Origin of the sequence: Xanthomonas massiliensis (assembly GCF_900018785.1) — a bacterium.
GTDB lineage: Bacteria > Pseudomonadota > Gammaproteobacteria > Xanthomonadales > Xanthomonadaceae > Xanthomonas_B > Xanthomonas_B massiliensis.
Genome location: NZ_FCOY01000006.1, coordinates 1 through 17682 on the forward strand (window position 1 = coordinate 1; position 17682 = coordinate 17682).

Annotated in this window: 22 protein-coding genes; 12 read left to right on the forward strand and 10 right to left on the reverse strand. The window is 72.3% G+C overall.

Annotated elements, in window-relative coordinates; all coding sequences use genetic code 11:
* A partial coding sequence (locus tag BN3794_RS03320; RefSeq protein ID WP_147675641.1) for a helix-turn-helix domain-containing protein occupies nt 1–276 on the reverse strand: 276 nt, incomplete at its 3' end.
* Nucleotides 277–372: 96 nt separating this feature from the next.
* Between BN3794_RS03320 and BN3794_RS03325 the strand changes: the two genes are divergently transcribed.
* From BN3794_RS03325 to BN3794_RS03340, 4 genes are all read left to right on the forward strand, one after another.
* The gene (locus BN3794_RS03325; protein WP_066093369.1) at nt 373–783 is read left to right on the forward strand and encodes a DoxX family protein; all 411 of its coding nucleotides are present in this window, start codon (nt 373–375) and stop codon (nt 781–783) included.
* A gap of 78 nt (nt 784–861) precedes the next feature.
* Nucleotides 862–1674: a dioxygenase family protein gene (locus BN3794_RS03330; protein ID WP_066093373.1), complete on the forward strand. Its 813-nt coding sequence runs from the start codon at nt 862–864 to the stop codon at nt 1672–1674.
* Nucleotides 1671–2321 (forward strand): alpha/beta hydrolase, encoded by a 651-nt coding sequence (locus tag BN3794_RS03335; RefSeq protein ID WP_066093376.1) that lies wholly within the window; start codon nt 1671–1673, stop codon nt 2319–2321. Before BN3794_RS03330 ends, BN3794_RS03335 begins: the two co-directional genes overlap by 4 nt.
* 154 nt (nt 2322–2475) lie before the next feature.
* Nucleotides 2476–4113, forward strand: a complete 1638-nt coding sequence (locus BN3794_RS03340) for a Na+/H+ antiporter (RefSeq protein ID WP_066093379.1) — start codon at nt 2476–2478, stop codon at nt 4111–4113.
* A gap of 15 nt (nt 4114–4128) precedes the next feature.
* On the opposite strand, the gene BN3794_RS03345 is transcribed toward BN3794_RS03340, so the two are convergent.
* Both BN3794_RS03345 and BN3794_RS03350 read right to left on the reverse strand, forming a co-directional pair.
* Nucleotides 4129–5082, reverse strand: a complete 954-nt coding sequence (locus tag BN3794_RS03345; RefSeq protein ID WP_066093381.1) for an SdiA-regulated domain-containing protein — start codon at nt 5080–5082, stop codon at nt 4129–4131.
* A gap of 1 nt (nt 5083) precedes the next feature.
* Nucleotides 5084–5353, reverse strand: coding sequence for a DUF3297 family protein (locus BN3794_RS03350; protein ID WP_066093384.1), 270 nt, complete (start codon nt 5351–5353; stop codon nt 5084–5086).
* A 122-nt stretch (nt 5354–5475) separates the two neighbouring features.
* Between BN3794_RS03350 and BN3794_RS03355 the strand changes: the two genes are divergently transcribed.
* Entirely contained in the window at nt 5476–6021 is a 546-nt protein-coding gene (locus tag BN3794_RS03355; protein WP_066093387.1) for a DUF6630 family protein, read from the forward strand.
* Between the two features lie 7 nt (nt 6022–6028).
* Here BN3794_RS03355 and BN3794_RS03360 read toward each other — a convergent pair whose 3' ends face one another.
* From BN3794_RS03360 to msrB, 5 genes are all read right to left on the reverse strand, one after another.
* On the reverse strand, nt 6029–6619 hold the full coding sequence (locus tag BN3794_RS03360; protein WP_066093390.1) for a cupin domain-containing protein: 591 nt from the start codon (nt 6617–6619) through the stop codon (nt 6029–6031).
* A 16-nt stretch (nt 6620–6635) separates the two neighbouring features.
* The gene (locus tag BN3794_RS03365; RefSeq protein ID WP_066093394.1) at nt 6636–7376 is read right to left on the reverse strand and encodes an NADPH-dependent F420 reductase; all 741 of its coding nucleotides are present in this window, start codon (nt 7374–7376) and stop codon (nt 6636–6638) included.
* 111 nt (nt 7377–7487) lie between these two features.
* Nucleotides 7488–7772, reverse strand: a complete 285-nt coding sequence (locus BN3794_RS03370) for a DUF4031 domain-containing protein (protein WP_066093398.1) — start codon at nt 7770–7772, stop codon at nt 7488–7490.
* A 4-nt stretch (nt 7773–7776) separates the two neighbouring features.
* Entirely contained in the window at nt 7777–8316 is a 540-nt protein-coding gene (locus BN3794_RS03375) for a hypothetical protein (RefSeq protein ID WP_066093402.1), read from the reverse strand.
* 59 nt (nt 8317–8375) lie between these two features.
* Nucleotides 8376–8843 (reverse strand): peptide-methionine (R)-S-oxide reductase MsrB, encoded by a 468-nt coding sequence (msrB, locus tag BN3794_RS03380; protein WP_066093406.1) that lies wholly within the window; start codon nt 8841–8843, stop codon nt 8376–8378.
* Between the two features lie 114 nt (nt 8844–8957).
* Between msrB and BN3794_RS03385 the strand changes: the two genes are divergently transcribed.
* Both BN3794_RS03385 and BN3794_RS03390 read left to right on the forward strand, forming a co-directional pair.
* Entirely contained in the window at nt 8958–9362 is a 405-nt protein-coding gene (locus tag BN3794_RS03385; RefSeq protein ID WP_066093409.1) for a hypothetical protein, read from the forward strand.
* 152 nt (nt 9363–9514) lie between these two features.
* Nucleotides 9515–9898 carry a DUF3224 domain-containing protein gene (locus BN3794_RS03390; RefSeq protein WP_066096923.1) on the forward strand — a complete coding sequence of 128 codons (384 nt, stop codon included), beginning with the start codon at nt 9515–9517 and terminating at the stop codon, nt 9896–9898.
* A gap of 13 nt (nt 9899–9911) precedes the next feature.
* Here BN3794_RS03390 and BN3794_RS03395 read toward each other — a convergent pair whose 3' ends face one another.
* Nucleotides 9912–10391, reverse strand: coding sequence for a winged helix-turn-helix transcriptional regulator (locus tag BN3794_RS03395; protein ID WP_066093412.1), 480 nt, complete (start codon nt 10389–10391; stop codon nt 9912–9914).
* A 150-nt stretch (nt 10392–10541) separates the two neighbouring features.
* On the opposite strand from BN3794_RS03395, the gene BN3794_RS03400 reads away from it, so the two are divergent.
* Both BN3794_RS03400 and alr read left to right on the forward strand, forming a co-directional pair.
* On the forward strand, nt 10542–11846 hold the full coding sequence (locus BN3794_RS03400; protein ID WP_066093415.1) for a D-amino acid dehydrogenase: 1305 nt from the start codon (nt 10542–10544) through the stop codon (nt 11844–11846).
* A complete protein-coding gene (gene alr, locus BN3794_RS03405) occupies nt 11825–12901 on the forward strand; it encodes an alanine racemase (protein WP_066093418.1) in 1077 nt (358 codons plus the stop codon). Before BN3794_RS03400 ends, alr begins: the two co-directional genes overlap by 22 nt.
* A 48-nt stretch (nt 12902–12949) precedes the next feature.
* Here the strand turns inward: alr and BN3794_RS03410 are convergent, their stop codons facing one another.
* Nucleotides 12950–13522, reverse strand: a complete 573-nt coding sequence (locus BN3794_RS03410) for a DUF3016 domain-containing protein (RefSeq protein WP_066093421.1) — start codon at nt 13520–13522, stop codon at nt 12950–12952.
* A gap of 250 nt (nt 13523–13772) precedes the next feature.
* Between BN3794_RS03410 and BN3794_RS03415 the strand changes: the two genes are divergently transcribed.
* From BN3794_RS03415 to BN3794_RS03425, 3 genes are all read left to right on the forward strand, one after another.
* Nucleotides 13773–15758 (forward strand): ATP-binding protein, encoded by a 1986-nt coding sequence (locus BN3794_RS03415; RefSeq protein ID WP_066093424.1) that lies wholly within the window; start codon nt 13773–13775, stop codon nt 15756–15758.
* Nucleotides 15759–15822: 64 nt separating this feature from the next.
* Complete coding sequence (locus tag BN3794_RS03420; RefSeq protein WP_066093427.1) at nt 15823–16113, forward strand: DUF3247 family protein; 291 nt, start codon at nt 15823–15825, stop codon at nt 16111–16113.
* 86 nt (nt 16114–16199) lie between these two features.
* Entirely contained in the window at nt 16200–17516 is a 1317-nt protein-coding gene (locus BN3794_RS03425) for a PQQ-dependent sugar dehydrogenase (protein WP_066093430.1), read from the forward strand.
* Nucleotides 17517–17682 lie beyond the last annotated feature (166 nt).

Below are 17682 nucleotides of genomic sequence, written 5' to 3' on the forward strand. Positions count from 1 at the left end.
CCCCGCCGGCGCCAGCGCCTGCGCCCCCACCGCCGCCTCCAGCTCCGCCAGCTCCCCCAGCAGCTCCACCGCACGCTGGTAATACCCCGATCCCGCACTGCTCAGGCCTACGCGACGCGTCGTGCGGTTCAGCAGGCGCGTGCCAAGGCGCTTTTCGAGTGCCGCGACCTGGCGGGTGACGCTGGCGGTGGACATGTCCAGTGCGTCGGCAGCGGCGCTGAACCCGTTGCGCTCGACCACGGTCACGAACACGCGCATGGCTTCGAGAGTGTCCATTTATTTCCAGTAATGAAACAAACAATGGATGGTGTAGATATTTATCCCTTAAAACGGAGGAATAGTCTATGCCGATCCCTTCCAACGGAGCTCGCCATGACCGACGTCGCTGCCTACCGTCTTTCCGCCTATGGCGCCGCCTTGCTGCGCATCACGCTGGGCGTGCTGTTCCTGCTTCACTTCCTGACCAAGCTGCTGGTGTTCACTCCCGCCGGGACGGTGGCGTACTTCCAGTCACTGGGCCTGCCAGGAGGACTGGCCTATCTCGTCATGGCGACCGAACTCGGCCTGGGCGTGGTGCTGGTGCTGGGCCTCTGGTCGCGGTGGCTGGGCCTGCTCGGCGTGCCGTTGCTGCTGGGGACCATCGCGGCCGTGCACGGAGCCAACGGCTTCGGGTTCGCCAATGCCGGCGGCGGTTGGGAATATCCGGCGGTATGGGCGCTGTTGCTGATCGTCTCGGCCCTGCTCGGCGAAGGCGCCTTCGCGCTGAGGCCGGCCGCGAAGTAGGCGGCAACGTCCTGGCTGCAGGCGGCACTCGATGCGATGCCGTCCTGCGCTTGCATCCACCAATTCGAGGAGCGCGTCATGTCCCGTCTTCCTGCCCTGTTCATTTCCCACGGCTCGCCGATGACCGCGCTGGAGCCCGGCGCGGTCGGTCCGCGCCTGGCCGAACTGGCGGCGGCGATACCCCGGCCGCGGGCAATCGTGGTCGCCTCGGCGCATTACCTGGGCCGGCGCCCGCTGGTGGGCGGAGCCGCGCGACCGCAGACCGTGCACGACTTCGGCGGCTTTCCGCCGGCGCTGTACGCGTTGCAGTACCCGGCCCCCGGCGCCCCGGCCCTGGCCGAGCAGGTCCGTCGCCGCCTGGACGACGCCGGCCTGCAGCCCTACCTGGACGTGCAGCGCGGCCTGGACCACGGCGTGTGGGTACCACTGCGCTTCCTCTATCCGCAGGCCGACATCCCGGTGGTGCCGCTCTCGATCCAGCCCGAGCTGGGGCCGGCCCACCAGCTCGCGCTCGGCCGCGCCCTGGCGCCGTTGCGCGACGAGGGCGTGCTGCTGATCGGTTCGGGCAGCATCACCCACAACCTGCACGACTGGCGGGGCGGGTATTCGCCCGCCAACGAGGCGCCGTACGTGCGCCCGTTCATCGAATGGTTCGAGCACAGGCTGGCCGGGGACGACATCGCCGCGCTGGTGGACTATCGCCGCCAGGCGCCTTTCGCCGAGCACGCCCATCCCACCGACGAGCACCTGCTGCCGCTGTACTTTGCGATGGGGGCCGCCGGTGGCGAGAGCCTCGGTGCACGCCGCATCGACGCCGGCGTGGACATGGGGTTCCTCGCCATGGACATCTACCGTTTCGACGGCGCCCCGCGCATGGAGGAGGCGGCATGAGCAGCGCGCGCCTCACATTCGTCGAACGCCCGGCCCAGGGCACGCCGCGCGGCCTGCTGCTGTTGCTGCATGGCGTGGGGGCCGACGAGCGCAGCCTGGGCGAGTTGGCGCTGGAGCAGGCGCCGGACCAGCACGTGATTCTGCCGCGCGGGCCGCTGACCTTCGCCCCCGGTGCCTACGGGTTCTTCCAGGTGCGGTTCGGCCCGGACGGTCCGGTGATCGATCCAGCGCAGGCCGAGGCCAGCCGCCGCCTGCTGATCGACTTCGTCGCAGCGCAACAGGCGCGACTGGGCATCGCGCCGGCCAGGACGGTGATCGCCGGCTTCAGCCAGGGCGGCATCATGAGCGCCAGCGTCGGGTTGACCGCGCCGGCGAGCGTGGCCGGGTTCGCGATCCTGTCCGGGCGCATCCTGCCGGAGATCGAACCGCAGGTTCCGGCCGACGTCGGCAGCCACACAACCGTGGCGCTGGTGATGCACGGTCGGCGCGACGACAAGCTGCCGTTCGCGCTGGCCGAGCGTTCCGCCGCGCGCCTGGCCCATTTCGGCATCGCGCACGAGCTGCGAGCCTACGACGCCGGCCACGCGCTGACGCCCGCCATGCGCAGCGATTTCCGCGCCTGGCTGCAGCGGATGCGGCGGGACTGAGGGGCTGCGCGGGGTGCCATCGCGCCGATGCACGGGTCCTGGCGGAACGCGGGACTGGACAAGTCGGCGTCCATCGGGTCTTCTTTTGCCTCTTCCCGTTGTCCTGCGGGCCGCGCAAGGCGGCTGGCCGGGCCATGCTTGAAATGGACGAGGCATGCATTCGATCGACGTAGTTCTGGCGATGTTGCTGGCCGTGGCGGTCAGCGGCTATCTGGTGCGCATCGTGCCGTTCTCCCTGCCGCTGCCGCTGGTGCAGATCGGCCTGGGCGCGGTGATCGCCGGCGTGTTCAACAAGGGCTACGACCTGGATCCGGAGCTGTTCTTCCTGCTGTTCCTGCCGCCGCTGCTGTTCCTGGATGGCTGGCGCATCCCCAAGCAGGGCCTGTTCCGCGACAAGGGCGCGATCCTGGAGCTGGCCTTCGGCCTGGTGATCTTCACCGTGCTCGGCGCGGGCTTCCTGATCCACTGGATGATCCCGGCCATGCCGCTGGCGGTGGCCTTCGCGCTGGCGGCGGTGGTCTCGCCGACCGATCCGGTGGCGGTGTCCGCCATCGCCTCGCGCGTGCCGATCCCGAAGCGGCTGATGCACATCCTGGAGGGCGAGTCGCTGCTCAACGACGCATCCGGCCTGGTGTGCTTCCAGTTCGCGGTGGCCGCGGTGCTCACCGGCACCTTCTCGCTGGCCTCGGCCTCGCTGACGTTCCTGTGGGTGGCGCTGGTCGGGCTGGGGCTCGGGGTGGGCACGACGGTGGGGGTGAGCCTGGTCCAGCGCACCATCTGGCGCCGGTTCGGCGAGGAGCCGGGCGCGGCGATCCTGGTCAACCTGCTGACCCCGTTCGCGGCCTACCTGCTGGCGGAGGCGTTCGGTGCCTCCGGCATCCTCGCCGCGGTCTCGGCCGGCATCACGATGAGCTATGTCGAGCTGAGCGGCCGTGCCGCCGGCAGCACCCGCGTGCAGCGCTCGGCGGTGTGGGACACCGTGCAGTTCACCTTCAACGGCATCATGTTCGTGCTGCTGGGCGAGCAGCTGCCGGGCATCGTCGAACGCGCCATCCACAGCATGGAGCAGACCGGGCACCTGTCGCCCTGGTGGCTGCTGGTCTACGTGGTGGCGATCAACGCCGGCCTGGCGGCGCTGCGGTTCCTGTGGGTGTGGCTGTCGCTGCGCTGGAACCTGCTCAAGGCCCGCTACCGCGGCGAGCAGGCCATCAGCCCATCGTGGCGGATCCTGGTGGCCACCTCGCTGGCCGGCGTGCGCGGCGCGATCACCCTGGCCGGCGTGCTGACGCTGCCGCTGGTGGTGCCCGGCGGTTCGCCGTTCCCGGCGCGCGACCTGACCATCTTCCTGGCGGCGGCGGTGATCCTGGTGTCGTTGCTGATCGCCAGCCTGGTCCTGCCGCGGCTGCTGCGCGACCTGAAGCTGCCCGACGAGCCCGAGCACCGTGCCGAGGAGGACGTGGCCGAACGCGAATCGTCCAAGGCGGCGCTGACCGCGGTGGAGAAGCTGCGCCAGCAGCTGGTCGAGCGCGGCGTGCAGGTGGAGATCTACAACGAGGCGGCGAGCCGCGTCAGCCAGCTCTACCAGCGCCACCTGGACCGGGTGGAACGTACCGAGACCGACCCGGAACAGGCACGACTGCTCGAAGAGGCGATCGCGCAATACCGGCGTGCGGGTCTGCAGGCCGAACGCGACGAGCTGTTCCGGCTGGCGCGCCAGCGCCGCATTTCCGACGAGGTATCGCGGCGCCTGATCCGCAACCTGGACCTGATCGAGGCGCGTCGCCGCAGCTGACCTGCGGGGCCGGCCTCAAGGGGCGGCGTGACGGCCACCCGACACGGCCGTCGCCGGGCGCAGGCGGTAGAACAGGTTCGGCTCGCTGACCACGTACACGGTGCCGCGCGGGTCGACGGCGATGCCTTCGGCCTGCGGCACCGGCAGGTGCAGGCCGGACGTGGCCAGCGGCCGCCAGCTGACCGGCCGGCCGTCACTGTCCAGTTCCGCCATCAGCTGCGATTCGTCGCTGAGCAGCAGCAGGTGGCGGCTGCGCGGGTCGAAGTCCAGGCTGGAGATGTCGGTGGCGAACCCCAGCGAGGCCAACCAGTCGCTGCGGTCCTCCTGGCGCAGGGCGCCCTTGCCGAGGACGCCGTGCAGCGTGTACAGCGCGGTGGGATCGCGTTCCTTGGCGATGTACAGCACGTCGCCGGCAGCATCGTAGGCCAGGCCTTCCGGGCCGTCGTTGCCGCCGGCGTCGAGCACCAGCGGGATGGTGCGTGCGTCCTGGACGTGGATGTCCTGGCCGTCGGCACGGGGCAGCTCGACGACCAGGATCGAGCGCCGGCCTTCCTGCAGCAGCGCCACCCGGTCGTGGCCGAGCCAGGCGACCGCTTCCACGTCGGAGGCGCCGCGCAGGCGGTGGCGCTGCCTTACGCGCCCGCGTTCGTCGAGGACGAGCAATTGCGCCGGGCGGTTGACCACCGCCAGCAGGCGGCCGTTCTCCTCGTCGTAGTCCAGGCCGGAGAGGTTGTCGTCCACGTCCACCTGGCGGGCGTAGATGTCGTACTCGTAGCCCGGCAGCCACAGGCTGGCGCCGCGCCAGCGCGACCGGTTCCACTCGTTGCCCGGGGCCAGGCCATGGGTCCAGCGCAGCACGCGGTTGTCCAGGTGGGCATAGCGCAGCAGTGCGAAGGCGAGCGCGAGTCCGCCGGCGACCACCAGGGCGGCGAGCGCCTGGCGCCGGAGCGTGCGCGCCCGGCGCGGCACGTCAATCGGCCGGTCCGGAATCGGCCGGTCCGGCGCTGTCCAGGTAGTACGGCTCGACCTTGCCGGTGATCCGCATCGTCATCGGGTTGCCGCGGCGGTCGCGGGCGCGGCCCACCTGCACCCGGATCCAGCCCTCGCTGGCGCTGTATTCCTCGACGTTGTCGCGCTCGATGCCGTTGAAGCGCACGCCCACCCCGCGCGACAGGGCGTCGGCATCGTGGAACGGGCTGCGCGGGTCGATCGCCAGGTGGTCGGGCGGGGTATCGCTCATGGGGCCTGTCGCGGGCGTGGCGCCGGGAGGGGCGTCCTTCAGGGCGGCAAGCATAGCAACGGCGCCTTGGCGATGCCTGCCCGACTGGCGACAATGGCACGACCTGGCAGCCGAGGACGCCCATGCCCGACAACAGTGCCGACTACGATCTGGACGACGACCTGCCCGATTTTGATCCGGAGGACCGTTCGGCGCTGGTGTGGAACCTGCTGCTGCTGGTCAACCCGGGCGACGAGGCCGGTGCCCTGGCCCAGTTCGATGCCTGGCGCGAGGCCATGGAGGCCCAGGGCCTGTCCCTGGATACCGGCGACGATGGCTGGCTGCGGGCGCTGGACGAGGCCATCGACTGGCGCGCCGGCTTCCACGTGGAGGCGCAGGACACCGCGACGTTCGTGCAGGCGATCGACGAGCTGGCCGCACGCTGGAACCTGCGCATCGACTGGGGCGGGGACGTCGACGACGAGGAGTTCCTCGCCGTCGAGGACGTCCCCGCGCTGATGGCGATCGCCTACGACCGCCTGCGCGAACACGGCTACACGCTGTGGAACTGGAACACCGGCGAGGACATCCTGGCCGGCTGGATCGCGCTGTCGCGCGACGACGAGGCCATGGCGGCGCTGTGCACGCTGCTGGACGTGGAGATCCGACCGGGCAGCGACGCGTTCTGAGCGCCGCTCAGCGCCACAGGCGGCGCAGGCCGTCGTCGGCGCCGAGCAGCGGATCGCGGGCAGGCACCGGCACCGCGGCGATGCGCGCATCGGCGGCCGGGCGTTCGCCGGGCTCGCCGCGCATCAGGTCGGGGCTGCGGCCGTCGGGATAGGCGCCGACGACCTCGAAATCGGGGCTCGAGCGCAGGCGCTTGTGGCCCACGCCGGCCGGGATGACGATCACGTCGCCGGCCGCCACGTCCACCGCGCGCCCGGCCTCGCCGCCGAGCTGCAGGGTGGCGGTGCCGGCGAACACGCCGAGTACCTCGTGCGTGTTGCTGTGGTAGTGGTGGAACGGGTACACCGTCCAGCGCCAGCTGTTGGTCCAGCCGTTCTCGGCGAAGCGCGCCTGCAGCCAGTCCGCCCCGGCGCTGCCGCCGGACGCGAAGGCGTGCCGGTAGAGCAGCAGCGGCAGGCGGCTGTTGGGGATGGTGCCGTCGTCGGCGAAGTGCAGGGCCTGCGGCGCGGGCACGGCGGCCGCGGCCGCCGGGACGATGCCGGCGGCCATCAGGCCGGCGCCCCAGCCGAGCACGCGGCGGCGGGAAATACGGGAAGCCATGGGCGAATCCTCCGCGTCATCGTGCCTGGTCCAGGGCGCGGCGCATCTGCGCGGCGTCCATCACCTGCAGGAACACCGGCGTGCCCGGGTCGAAACGCGATGCCTGGGCCAGGCCCCCGGCCACCACCGGGGCGAAGCCGGCGTCGCGCACCAGCGCGGAGGCGACCGCCAGGGCATGGGCGTCGTCGCCGGCGATCGGGATCGCGACCGGATCGGTGCGATGGGCCTGGGCGCGCAGGTCGCCGGCAGCGAGCGTGTTGAACGCGCGGACCAGGTGGGTGCCGGGCAGAAAGCGCTGCGAGGCGATGCCGGTGCCTTCGCGCAGCGCCTGCTCGGCCACGGCGCCGTCGCGCCCCGGATAGGGGTTGCCGGTGTCCAGGACCACCTTGCCGGCCAGCTGCGGCGCCAGCGACTGGCCGATCCCGGGCAGGGCGCCGTACGGCACCGAGACCAGGACCACCGGCCCGAAGGCGGCGGCCTCGGCCGGCGTGCCGACATGCGCGCGCGGCCCCAGTTGCGCGGCCAGGGCCCGCAACTGCTCGGGATGGCGGGACGAGAGCATCACCTCGTGGCCGGCCGCGACCCAATGGGCCGCCAGGGTGCTGCCGATGTGCCCGGCGCCGATGATGCCGATCCGCTGCGGTGCGGCAGCGGTGGTGGCCGGCGGCGCGGCGCCCGCGGCGGTGCAGGCCAGCAGCGCGAGCGCGACGAATGCGGCGCGCAGGCCGCGCCGGGCGACAAGGAAGGGAAGATGCATGGGGGACTCCTCCGACAATGCGGCCGGACAGGGTCCCGGCCGATGCGTGCAGGATCCCACCGGCGCGGTCCAGCAGGCGTCAAGAACGCAAGTCCGCGCGCAGCCGCGGATTCAGGGATGGCCGTCGCGGGCCTGTCGGCGTGCGTTGGCGATCAGGGCCCGCAGCCGCTCGCGGTCGGTATGGCGCGAGACCGGGACGGTGCCCAGGGCGACGGCCTTGTCGCGCAGGCGCGCGGGCACGTCGTAGTGCGCGCCGCTGCGCTTGTTCTGGAATGCCCGGCGCGGAATCCCCAGGCATTCGGCCATCGCGTGCAGTTCCTCCAGGGTATCGGCGAGCAGGTGACCCCAGCGCTCGCCGCGCCAGGGATGCACCGTGTCGTCCAGATACACCGCCACGGGTTCAGCCCCGGTCGGGCGCCGCCGGGTCGTGCGCGGCGTCGCCCGCGTCCGGCGCGCTTGCTTCGCCGTCGCCGGCCGTCGCGTCCGCGTCGGCATCGGCATCGGCATCGTCGTCCGTGTCCGTGTCCGTGTCCGTGTCCGTGTCCGCCGCCGCCTGCTCCTGCTCGAATTCGGCGACCAGCGCGGCCAGGTGCTCTTCGGCCCCGCGGCCGGCATCCTCGGCGGCCGCGGCCAGCAACCGGGTGAGGGTGTCCGAATACTCCAGGGTCAGTGCCTTGCCGTCCTGGTTCTGCACGTTGGCCAGGTGCTGGAGCATGGCCAGCATCGGCACCGGGTCCTCCGCCGAGCCCATGGTCTGCCCGCCGATGGCCAGCAGCCATTCGCCCGGGGACTGCAGGCCGATGGCCGCGACCACCTGGCCGTCGCCGTCGCGCAGCACGGCATGGTTGGTCACCGGGACCTCGCGGCCCAGGCGGGCGAACGGACGGCGGGGCTGCAGCTTCTTGCGCTGGTCGCGCTTGGCCTTGGAATTGCGGGACACGGCGGTTCCTGTAGGGAAAGAGGGCCGGCCATTGTAGGCGAGCCGGTGGTACCGCCGGCTCAGCCGGCCACGCCGGCCTCGGCACCGCCGCGGTGCAGCGGGTCGGGCAGGGGCTGGCCCGCGGCGACGAACTGCAGGCAGACCGAATTGAGGCAGTGGCGCTCGAAGGTGGGCGGCGGCCCGTCCGGGAATACGTGGCCGAGGTGGCTGCCGCAGCGGGCGCAGACGATCTCGGTGCGCACCATGCCGTGGCTGGTATCGGTGATGCGGCGGATGTAGGCCTCGTCCACCGGGGCGAAGAAGCTGGGCCAGCCGGTGCCGGAATCGAACTTGGCGCTGGAGCGGAACAGCGGCAGGCCGCACAGGCGGCAGCAGTAGATCCCCTCGCGCTTGTTGTCCAGGAACATGCCGCAGAACGGCGCTTCGGTGCCGTGGTGGAGGAGGACGCGTTTTTCCTCCTCGTCCAGGCCGGCGACCAGGGACCGATACTGGGCGGGCGTGGGCGGGGCGAGATCGAAGCTGGGCATGGCGGCGTTCCTGTGCACGGGATGAAGACATGGTGCCGCAAGCTGGCCACGGCAAGGCATCGACGGCATGATCGGGATTCGAGACACGGCGGCACCGGCCGCGGGAGGCAGCGCATGCGATCGATCCGGAGGCGGCACCTGCTGGTGCTCGCCCTGCTGGCGTCCTGCGGGATCGCGGCGGCGAAGTCGCCGGCCGGCCAGGAGCTCACGCCGGCGCCGGCTTCGCCGCTGCAGACCCGTTCGACCACCACCGTGACCGCGCCGCAGACGGCCCCGCGCCAGGTGCCCCCGGCACGCTCGCCGGTGGAGGACGCGGGCCGCGGCAACGACACCGGCGCCACCGGGAAGGCGACGCCGCCCTACGTCACCGTCTACGACCGGCAGGGCCGGCGCCTGCCGGCGATGCGCCAGGCCGGGGCGGGGCGCGTGCAGGACACGCGTACCGGCCGCTACTACGACACCGTGCCCAGCGGCGACGGCCAGCGCATCCAGGGCACGGTGCCGCCCGCCAAGCCATGACGCCCCGGGACTGCATCGCCGTCAACGGCGGCGTCCGGCATCCTGCGCGCCACGCGTGGGCGGTAGTCGTCGCCGGCCTGGTCGTGGCCGGCGTCGTTCCGGCGCCGACGGCACGGGCGCTGCCGGTCTCTTCCGACATCCACGAGGCGAACATGCACGAGGCGAGCGGGACCTTCACGGTGGCGCTGCAACCGGACCCCGGCCAGGCGGGCGCGGGCATCGGCCGGATGCACATCGACAAGCGGTATTCAGGCGGGCTGCAGGCGCAGGGCACGGGCACGATGCTGACCGGCGCGGGCGGCGTGCCGGGCTCGGCCGCCTATGTGGCGATGGAACACGTCGACGGCACGCTGGACGGGCGCCGGGGCGGCTTCCTGCTCGTCCACCGCGGCGTGATGGACCGCGGCGCGGCCAGCCTGCAGGTGCAGATCGTGCCGGACAGCGGCACCGGGGCCCTGCAGGGCATCGCCGGCACGCTGGACATCGCCGTCGACGGCGGCACGCATCGCTACACGCTGCACTACCGCCTGCCGTGACCCGCGCGCCGGCTCAGTCGGCGATCGGCAGGGCCAGGGTCTCCTTGGCCTCTTCCATGACGATGTAGCTCTTGGATTCGCGCACGTGCGGCAGGGCCAGCAGGGTGCTGCCGAGCAGCTTGCGATAGGAGGCCATCTCGCTGATGCGCGCCTTGAGCAGGTAGTCGAAGTCGCCCGAGACCAGGTGGCATTCGAGCACGTTGGGCAGGTGCAGCGCGGCGCGGCGGAATTCCTCGAAGATGTCGCCGGACTTGTAGGCCAGCGAGATCTCCACGAACACCAGCAGGCTGGCGCCGAGCTGTTGCGGGTCCAGCCGCGCGTGGTAGCCGGTGATCACGCCCTCGCGCTCCAGCCGGCGCACGCGCTCGGTGCAGGGCGTGGTGGACAGGCCGACGCGCTCGCCCAGTTCGGTGAAGGAAATGCGGCCTTCCTCCTGCAGGATGCGCAGGATGCGGCGGTCGATCTTGTCCAGCTTGCGCGGGCGTTGGTTCATGGTGGCGATGCCGGGTGGGCGATGGGCGGATGTTTTCCCTGGAATCGATGTGAAATTCAGGGGAAAAACCCGGATGTTGCTTCTTATACTGCGCCGATCCTGGCCTGTCTTCGTGCCAAGCCAGGGAAACTTCCCGCGAGGATAACGAACATGCGCGTGATGGTCCTGGGCAGCGGCGTGGTCGGCACCACCAGTGCGTGGTACCTGGCCAAGGCCGGCTTCGAGGTGGTGGTGGTGGACCGGCAGCCCGGCGCGGCGCTGGAGACCAGCTACGGCAACGCCGGCCAGCTGTCCTTCGGCTATGCGGTGCCGTGGGCGGCACCGGGCATGCCGCTGAAGGCCATCAAGTGGTTGTTCCAGCGCCATGCGCCGCTGGCGATCAAGCCGGGCCTGGATCCGCTGCAGTACCGCTGGCTGTGGCAGATGCTGCGCAATTGCACGGCCGGGCACTACGCCGTCAACAAGGCGCGCATGGTGCGCATGACCGAGTACAGCCGCCAGTGCCTGCACGAGCTGTGCGAACAGACCGGCATCCAGTACGAGGGCCGCGCGCTGGGCACCCTGCAGCTGTTCCGCAACCAGCAGCAGCTGGACGCGGCCGCCAAGGACATCGCCGTGCTCGAGCAGTACGGCGTTCCCTACGAGCTGCTCGACGCGGCCGGCATCGCCCGGCTGGAGCCCGCCCTGGCCGATGCGCCGGTGCGCATGGTCGGCGCGCTGCGCACGCCGCTGGACCAGACCGGCGACTGCCGCCTGTTCACCCAGCGCCTGGCGGCGATGGCCGCGCAGGCGGGCGTGGAATTCCGCTTCGGCCAGCACATCCAGGCGCTGGAGCACGACGGCCGCCGGATCACCGGCGTGCGCATCGATGGCCGCGTCGAGACCGCGGACCGCTACGTGCTGGCGCTGGGCAGCTACTCGCCGGCGCTGGTGGCGCCGCTGGGCCTGCGCCTGCCGGTGTACCCGCTCAAGGGCTATTCGCTGACCGTCCCGATCACCGACGAGCGCATGGCGCCGGTGTCCACGATCCTGGACGAGAGCTACAAGGTCGCCATCACCCGCTTCGACACGCGCATCCGCGTGGGCGGCATGGCCGAGGTGGCCGGCTTCGACCTGTCCCTGCCGCCGGCACGGCGCGAGACCCTGGAGCGCGTGGTCGCCGACCTGTACCCGCGCGGCGGCGAGCTGGCGCGTGCCGAGTTCTGGTGCGGCCTGCGCCCGGCCACCCCGGACGGTACGCCGGTGGTGGGCGCCACTGCCTACGCCAACCTCTACACCAACACCGGCCACGGTACGCTGGGCTGGACCATGGCCTGCGGCTCGGCCCACTACCTGGCCGACCTGGTGGCCGGCACCCGGCCGCGCATCAGCAGCGAAGGCCTGGACATTTCCCGCTACACCCATCGCGCCATCGCCGCGCAGGAGTCACTGGAATGCGCCCCGCACGCGCGCTGATCGACCTGGACGCACTGCGTCACAACTATCGCCTGGCGCGCGAGCTGGGCGGCGGCAAGGCCCTGGCCGTGGTCAAGGCCGATGCCTACGGCCACGGCGCGGTGCGCTGCGCCCAGGCGCTGGAGGGCGAGGCCGACGGGTTCGCCGTGGCCTGCATCGAGGAGGCGCTGGAACTGCGCCAGGCCGGCATCCGCGCGCCGATCGTGCTGCTGGAGGGCTTCTTCGAGGCCGGCGAACTGGAGCTGATCCAGGCCCACGACCTGTGGACCGCGGTCGGCGCGCCGTGGCAGGTGGAGGCGGTGGCGCAGTTCGCTGCCCGCGCCACCCAGCCGCTGCACGTGTGGCTCAAGCTGGACAGCGGCATGCACCGGCTGGGGCTGTCGCCGGCCGAATTCCGGACCGCCCATGCGCGCCTGTCGGCGCTGCCGCAGCTGGCGCCGCTGGTGATGATGAGCCACCTGGCGCGCGCCGACGAGCTGGAAAGCCCGCGCACCGCCGAGCAGGCGCAGGTGTTCGCCGCGGCCACCGCCGGGCTGGCCGGGCAGACCAGCCTGTGCAATTCGCCGGCGCTGCTCGGCTGGCCGCAGGTGCGCAGCGACTGGGTGCGGCCCGGCCTGATGCTCTACGGCGCCAATCCGTTCCCGGAAGGCACGCCGCTGCCGGGCACGCTGCGTCCGGTGATGACGCTGCAGTCGCGCATCTTCGCCACCCGCGTGCTGGAGGCGGGCGAGCCGCTGGGCTACGGCGCGCGCTTCGTCGCCCCGCAACCCACCCGCGTGGGCGTGGTCGCCATCGGCTATGCCGACGGCTACCCGCAGTTCGCGCCCAACGGCACTCCGGTGCTGATCGACGGCCGCCCGGGGCGGGTGATCGGGCGCGTGTCCATGGACATGCTCACCGTCGACCTGGACGGGCATCCGCAGGCCGGCATCGGCACGCCGGTGCAGCTGTGGGGCGAGGCGCCGCGCGCCGACGCCCTGGCCGCGCGCTGCCAGACCAGCGCCTACCGCCTGCTGTGCGGGCTCAAGCGGGTGCCGCGCCAGTACCTCGGCTGAAAGTGCGGCCGGACGCCGGTGCCCGGCCGGCGCCGGCGTGGTGCGGATTCAGCGCCGGGTCCCCTGCTTCGGGAACTCCTTGCGCAGCCAGCCGTCGATCAGCGCCTTCTCGTAGCGCAGCGGATCGGAATCGCCGATCGTGCCGACGTTGCCGTACATGAAGCCCAGGTCGGTCAGCGTCGGCTCGCCCTGGTCGATCACCTGGCCATCGGCGCCGCTGACGGTGTAGCGCAGGCGGATCTTCGGCGGGTAGATGTCGCGGATGATGCGCACGTCGTCCATGCGCGGGCCGCGCCATGGCTCGTAGTCGCCGGCGCGCTTGATGTCGGTGATGGTCACGGCCAGGGTCTCGCCGGCCGGCAACCGGGCCGTGGCCTGCTTGCGCAGGTACTTGGCCAGGTCCTGCACCCAGTCGCCGCGCTCGGCCTGCCAGCGGTTGCGGCTCTGGGCGATCTCGCTGAACTGGGCCGGGTCGGTCCAGCTCACCTGGACCGGGCCTTCGGCGGGCAGGGCACGGGGCGCGGCCGGGTCGGTGACCGTACGCGGCGCGGCGACGACGCTGCCGGCCAGCAACAGGCCGCACAGGATCGCCGGCCAGCGCCCGCGGGAGACGATGTTCATGAGCGCACCTCCTGGGATTCCATCGATGGATGGGTGGCAGTGTGGCGCCTGCGCGCGTGCGGGCAAGCGGCGGATGCGGTCCGCCGCGCCGCCCGTTCAGCGGCGAGGCGGCGAGGCGGCGACGGCCCGGCGGCTGCCGGTTTGACGCGCCGGACACGGCTCCCGAAGATACCCTGCTTGCGGCGACCCAGGACGGCCTTCGGCCAACGCAGGCGGCACGCCAGGTCCTCCCCCTACCGGTACTGCCCTCTTGAACGCGTCTTCTTCCGTTTCGGCGCCACGTGCAGATCCGCGGTCCCCGCTGGACCACGCGCAGCTGTTCGCGCGCACCGGGCTGGGCATATGCGTGCTGGAACTGTGCCTGGATGCCGCGGGCCGGCCCACCGACGCGCGCATCGTCGATGCCAATCCGGCCTTCGCCCGCCAGACCCGGCTCGGCGACGTGGTCGGGCAGCGGCTGGGCGAGCTGCTCGGCGAGCAGGCCGCGCCCTGGCTGGCGGTGCTGGCCGAGGCCGATGCCAGCCCCGAGCCGATCCAGGGCGAACTGCCCTCCCGCCTGGGCGGGCTGTGGCACCAGGTGCACCTGTGCCGGCTGGGCGAGGACGACGAGCACCGCATCGCGGTGACCTTCGTGGACATCACCGAGCGCAAGCGCATGGAGCGCGCGCTGGCCGAGAGCGAGAGCCGCTTCGGCGCGCTGGCCGACGCCCTGCCGATGCCGGTGTGGGTGATCGACGAGACCGGCGCGCTGCGCTTCGTCAATGTCGCCTTCGTCGCGTTCTTCGGGCGTCGCCGCGAGGACGTGGCGTGGACCGAACTGGTGCATCCGGACGACCTGGCCACGTTCCGCTTCGAACTGGACGGCGCATTGCGCGACCACCGGCCGATGCACGCGCTGGTGCGCGGCCGGCGCCGGGACGGGCAGTGGCGCTGGCTGGAGATGGACGGTTCGCCGCGCCACTCGGTCGAGGGCCGCTTCATCGGCCTGGCCGGCTGCGGCCTGGACGTGACCGAGCGCCGCGAGATCGAGATGGCGCGCGAGCAGCTGCTCGAGTCCGAGCGTACCGCGCGCAACGTGGCCGAGGGCATGGCCCGGCTCAAGGACGAGTTCCTGGCCAACCTGTCGCACGAGCTGCGCACCCCGCTCACCACCATCCTCGGCTGGAGCGACCTGCTGCTGCAGCGCGTGGCCGCCGACGATCCCAGCCGCAAGGGGCTGGGCGCGATCGCCGCCAGTGCCCGCGCGCAGCGGCGCCTGATCTCGGACATGCTCGACCTGTCGGGCATGCTGCTGGGCAAGGTCAGCCTGGAGCTGGTCACGCTCGACCTGTCGGCGCAGTTGCGCGAGGTGGTCGCCGCCCAGGCCGCGATCGCCGAGGAGGGCGGGCAGCAGCTGAGCCTGCGCGGCGACGGCGGCGTGCGCCCGGTGCTCGGCGATGCGGTGCGCCTGCAGCAGGTGTTCGGCAACCTGCTGTCCAATGCCCTCAAGTTCACCCCGTCCGGCGGCCACGTGGAGGTCGTCGTCGACGACGAGCCGTCCGGCTACCGCATTTCCGTGCGCGACGACGGCGACGGCATCAGCGCCGAATTCCTGCCGCACCTGTTCAGCCGCTTCCGCCAGGCCGATGCCTCCAGCACGCGCCGCCACGGCGGCCTCGGCCTGGGCCTGGCCATCGTCCAGCAGCTGGTGGAGATGCACGGCGGCAAGGTCGGCGCGCACAGCGCCGGCACCGGGCAGGGCGCGACGTTCGTGGTGCACCTGCCCGCGCACGCCGGCGTGCCGGCGCCGGTCGCGGACGCGCCGCTGGCCGAGGCCCCGATGGAGGACGGCCAGCCGCTGCAGGGGCTGCGGCTGCTGGTGGTGGACGACCAGGCCGAAGTGCGCGACTACCTGTGCCGCATGCTCGAGGAGCAGGGCGCGCGGGTGGTGGCTGCCAGCTCGGCCACCGAGGCCCTGGCGCTGCTCGGCGACGACGACCAGGCCCCCTTCGACCTGCTCGCCACCGATATCGGCATGCCGGGCATGGACGGTTACGGCCTGGTCCGGACCGTGCGCGAGGAACTGGGCCTGGACGCGGGTGCGCTGCCGGCGCTGGCGGTGACCGCGCTGGCGCGCCAGGAGGACCGCCAGCGTGCGCTGTCCTCCGGCTTCCAGGGCTACGTGGCCAAGCCGTACAGCATCGCCCAGCTGGTGGCCGCGATCCGCGGCGTCGTCGATGCGGCCGTGCCCGGCTGAATCCGCGCGCATCCTTCACGCAGGGCGGGCTAGCGTTGCCGGCCCCCGCAACCGGAGAACCGCGATGACCCAGTACGCTCCCCGCGTCCAGACCGAGCAGGCCCGCATCGAGGCCATGGAGGCGTTGCTGCCGCTGCTGCGCGAAGGCGCACGGGTGGAGGTGGTGCAGACCGACGGCAGCCGCGTGCTCGGGGTGGTGCCGGTGCAGCCGACCCTGCAGATGTTCCGCGATGCCGACGAGCACGAGGGCAGCAACGGCCTGCTGCGCCTGGACGACCTGGACGAGCCGGCGATCCAGCACCACGTGTGGCTGGATGCGATCGAGGAGGTCCGGGTGCTGCCGTCGAGGCCGTGACCGGGGTCGCAGCCGGGCGTGCCGCCGTGCCGGCGCCGCTGCGTGGAAGGCATGATGGCGGCAGGTCCCTCCCCGAGATCGCCCCGATGTCCTGTTTTCCGCGCTGGCCACTGCTGTCCGTCCTCCTGCTGTTGCTCGCCGCCTGCGGCGACACCGCCCGCTACAGCATCGAGCAGGGCTCCGGCCCGGACCCGGTGCTGCCGCCGCCGGTCCACCGGCTGATTCCCACCGTCGACGTCGCGCCGGCGCGGCCCTGGCAAGGCGACGACGGCCCGCGCGCGGCCGCCGGCCTGGCGGTGGCTGCCTTCGCCCGCGGCCTGGACCATCCACGCTGGCTGTACGTGCTGCCCAACGGCGACGTGCTGGTGGCCGAGAGCAATGCGCCGGCCAGCGCCGGCGAGGAGGACGGCCTGAAGGCCCGCGTCGCCGCGGCGGTGATGCGCAAGGCCGGCGCGCGCACGCCCAGCGCGGACCGCATCACCCTGCTGCGCGATGCCGACGGCGACGGCGTGGCCGAACTGCGCAGCCAGTTCCTCACCGGCCTGTATTCGCCGTTCGGCATGGCCCTGGTCGGCGACCGCCTGTACGTGGCCAACGCCGACGCGCTGGTCAGCTTTCCCTACGAGGCCGGGCAGACCCGGATCAACGCCAAGCCGAGCTTCGTGGCCAACCTGCCCGGCGGCATCAACCACCACTGGACCAAGAGCCTGCTGGCCAGCCCCGACGGCCGCACCCTGTACGTGGGCGTGGGTTCCAACAGCAACGTCGCCGAGAACGGCATGCAGGCCGAGCTGGGGCGCGCGGCGATCCTGGCCATCGATGCCGGCAGCGGCGCGATCCGCACCTGGGCCGACGGCCTGCGCAATCCGGTCGGGCTGGACTGGCAGCCCGACAGCGGCCAGCTGTGGGCGGTGGTCAACGAACGCGACGAGCTCGGCAGCGACCTGGTGCCGGACTACCTCACCTCGGTGCGCGAAGGCGGCTTCTACGGTTGGCCCTACAGCTACTGGGGCCGCCACGTGGATGCACGGGTGCAGCCGCCGCGGCCGGACGTGGTGGCGCGCGCGATCGTGCCCGACTACGGGCTGGGGGCCCACGTGGCGCCGCTCGGGCTGGCGTTCTACCGCGGCCAGCGCCTGGCCGGCTACCGCGGCGGGGCGTTCGTCGGCGAGCACGGTTCCTGGAACCGGCGCCCGCCGGCCGGTTACCGGGTGGTGTTCGTGCCGTTCCGCGATGGGCGCCCGTCCGGGCCGGCGCGGACCGTGCTCGACGGCTTCCTGGACGGCAAGGGCAATGCCCGCGGGCGTCCGGCCGGCGTCGCCGAGGCGCGCGACGGCGCGTTGCTGGTGGCCGACGACGTCGGCAACGCGGTGTGGCGGGTGGTGCCGGCGGCGGGCGACTGAGCGGCGAGACGACAGGCCGGAACGCGCCCGAGCCGTGGCCGGATGCTTTCGTTCCCGCCGCGAACGGCCCAGCGCACTCGGGCGCCGTATCCCGCCGAGACGGGTGCTCCAGGCCGCCGGGCCCGCGCAACGCTTGGCGGGCGCGGTCGTTGTCGGCCCGGCCAAG

What these genes read in the sequence shown, in the direction of transcription:
- BN3794_RS03325 (WP_066093369.1), top strand. Translation starts at nt 373, where the DNA reads ATGACCGACGTCGCTGCCTACCGTCTTTCCGCCTATGGCGCCGCCTTG.
- BN3794_RS03330 (WP_066093373.1), top strand. Translation starts at nt 862, where the DNA reads ATGTCCCGTCTTCCTGCCCTGTTCATTTCCCACGGCTCGCCGATGACC.
- BN3794_RS03335 (WP_066093376.1), top strand. Translation starts at nt 1,671, where the DNA reads ATGAGCAGCGCGCGCCTCACATTCGTCGAACGCCCGGCCCAGGGCACG.
- BN3794_RS03340 (WP_066093379.1), top strand. Translation starts at nt 2,476, where the DNA reads ATGCATTCGATCGACGTAGTTCTGGCGATGTTGCTGGCCGTGGCGGTC.
- BN3794_RS03350 (WP_066093384.1), bottom strand. Translation starts at nt 5,353, where the DNA reads ATGAGCGATACCCCGCCCGACCACCTGGCGATCGACCCGCGCAGCCCG.
- BN3794_RS03355 (WP_066093387.1), top strand. Translation starts at nt 5,476, where the DNA reads ATGCCCGACAACAGTGCCGACTACGATCTGGACGACGACCTGCCCGAT.
- BN3794_RS03360 (WP_066093390.1), bottom strand. Translation starts at nt 6,619, where the DNA reads ATGGCTTCCCGTATTTCCCGCCGCCGCGTGCTCGGCTGGGGCGCCGGC.
- BN3794_RS03365 (WP_066093394.1), bottom strand. Translation starts at nt 7,376, where the DNA reads ATGCATCTTCCCTTCCTTGTCGCCCGGCGCGGCCTGCGCGCCGCATTC.
- msrB (WP_066093406.1), bottom strand. Translation starts at nt 8,843, where the DNA reads ATGCCCAGCTTCGATCTCGCCCCGCCCACGCCCGCCCAGTATCGGTCC.
- BN3794_RS03385 (WP_066093409.1), top strand. Translation starts at nt 8,958, where the DNA reads ATGCGATCGATCCGGAGGCGGCACCTGCTGGTGCTCGCCCTGCTGGCG.
- BN3794_RS03390 (WP_066096923.1), top strand. Translation starts at nt 9,515, where the DNA reads ATGCACGAGGCGAGCGGGACCTTCACGGTGGCGCTGCAACCGGACCCC.
- BN3794_RS03395 (WP_066093412.1), bottom strand. Translation starts at nt 10,391, where the DNA reads ATGAACCAACGCCCGCGCAAGCTGGACAAGATCGACCGCCGCATCCTG.
- BN3794_RS03400 (WP_066093415.1), top strand. Translation starts at nt 10,542, where the DNA reads ATGCGCGTGATGGTCCTGGGCAGCGGCGTGGTCGGCACCACCAGTGCG.
- alr (WP_066093418.1), top strand. Translation starts at nt 11,825, where the DNA reads ATGCGCCCCGCACGCGCGCTGATCGACCTGGACGCACTGCGTCACAAC.
- BN3794_RS03410 (WP_066093421.1), bottom strand. Translation starts at nt 13,522, where the DNA reads ATGAACATCGTCTCCCGCGGGCGCTGGCCGGCGATCCTGTGCGGCCTG.
- BN3794_RS03420 (WP_066093427.1), top strand. Translation starts at nt 15,823, where the DNA reads ATGACCCAGTACGCTCCCCGCGTCCAGACCGAGCAGGCCCGCATCGAG.
- BN3794_RS03425 (WP_066093430.1), top strand. Translation starts at nt 16,200, where the DNA reads ATGTCCTGTTTTCCGCGCTGGCCACTGCTGTCCGTCCTCCTGCTGTTG.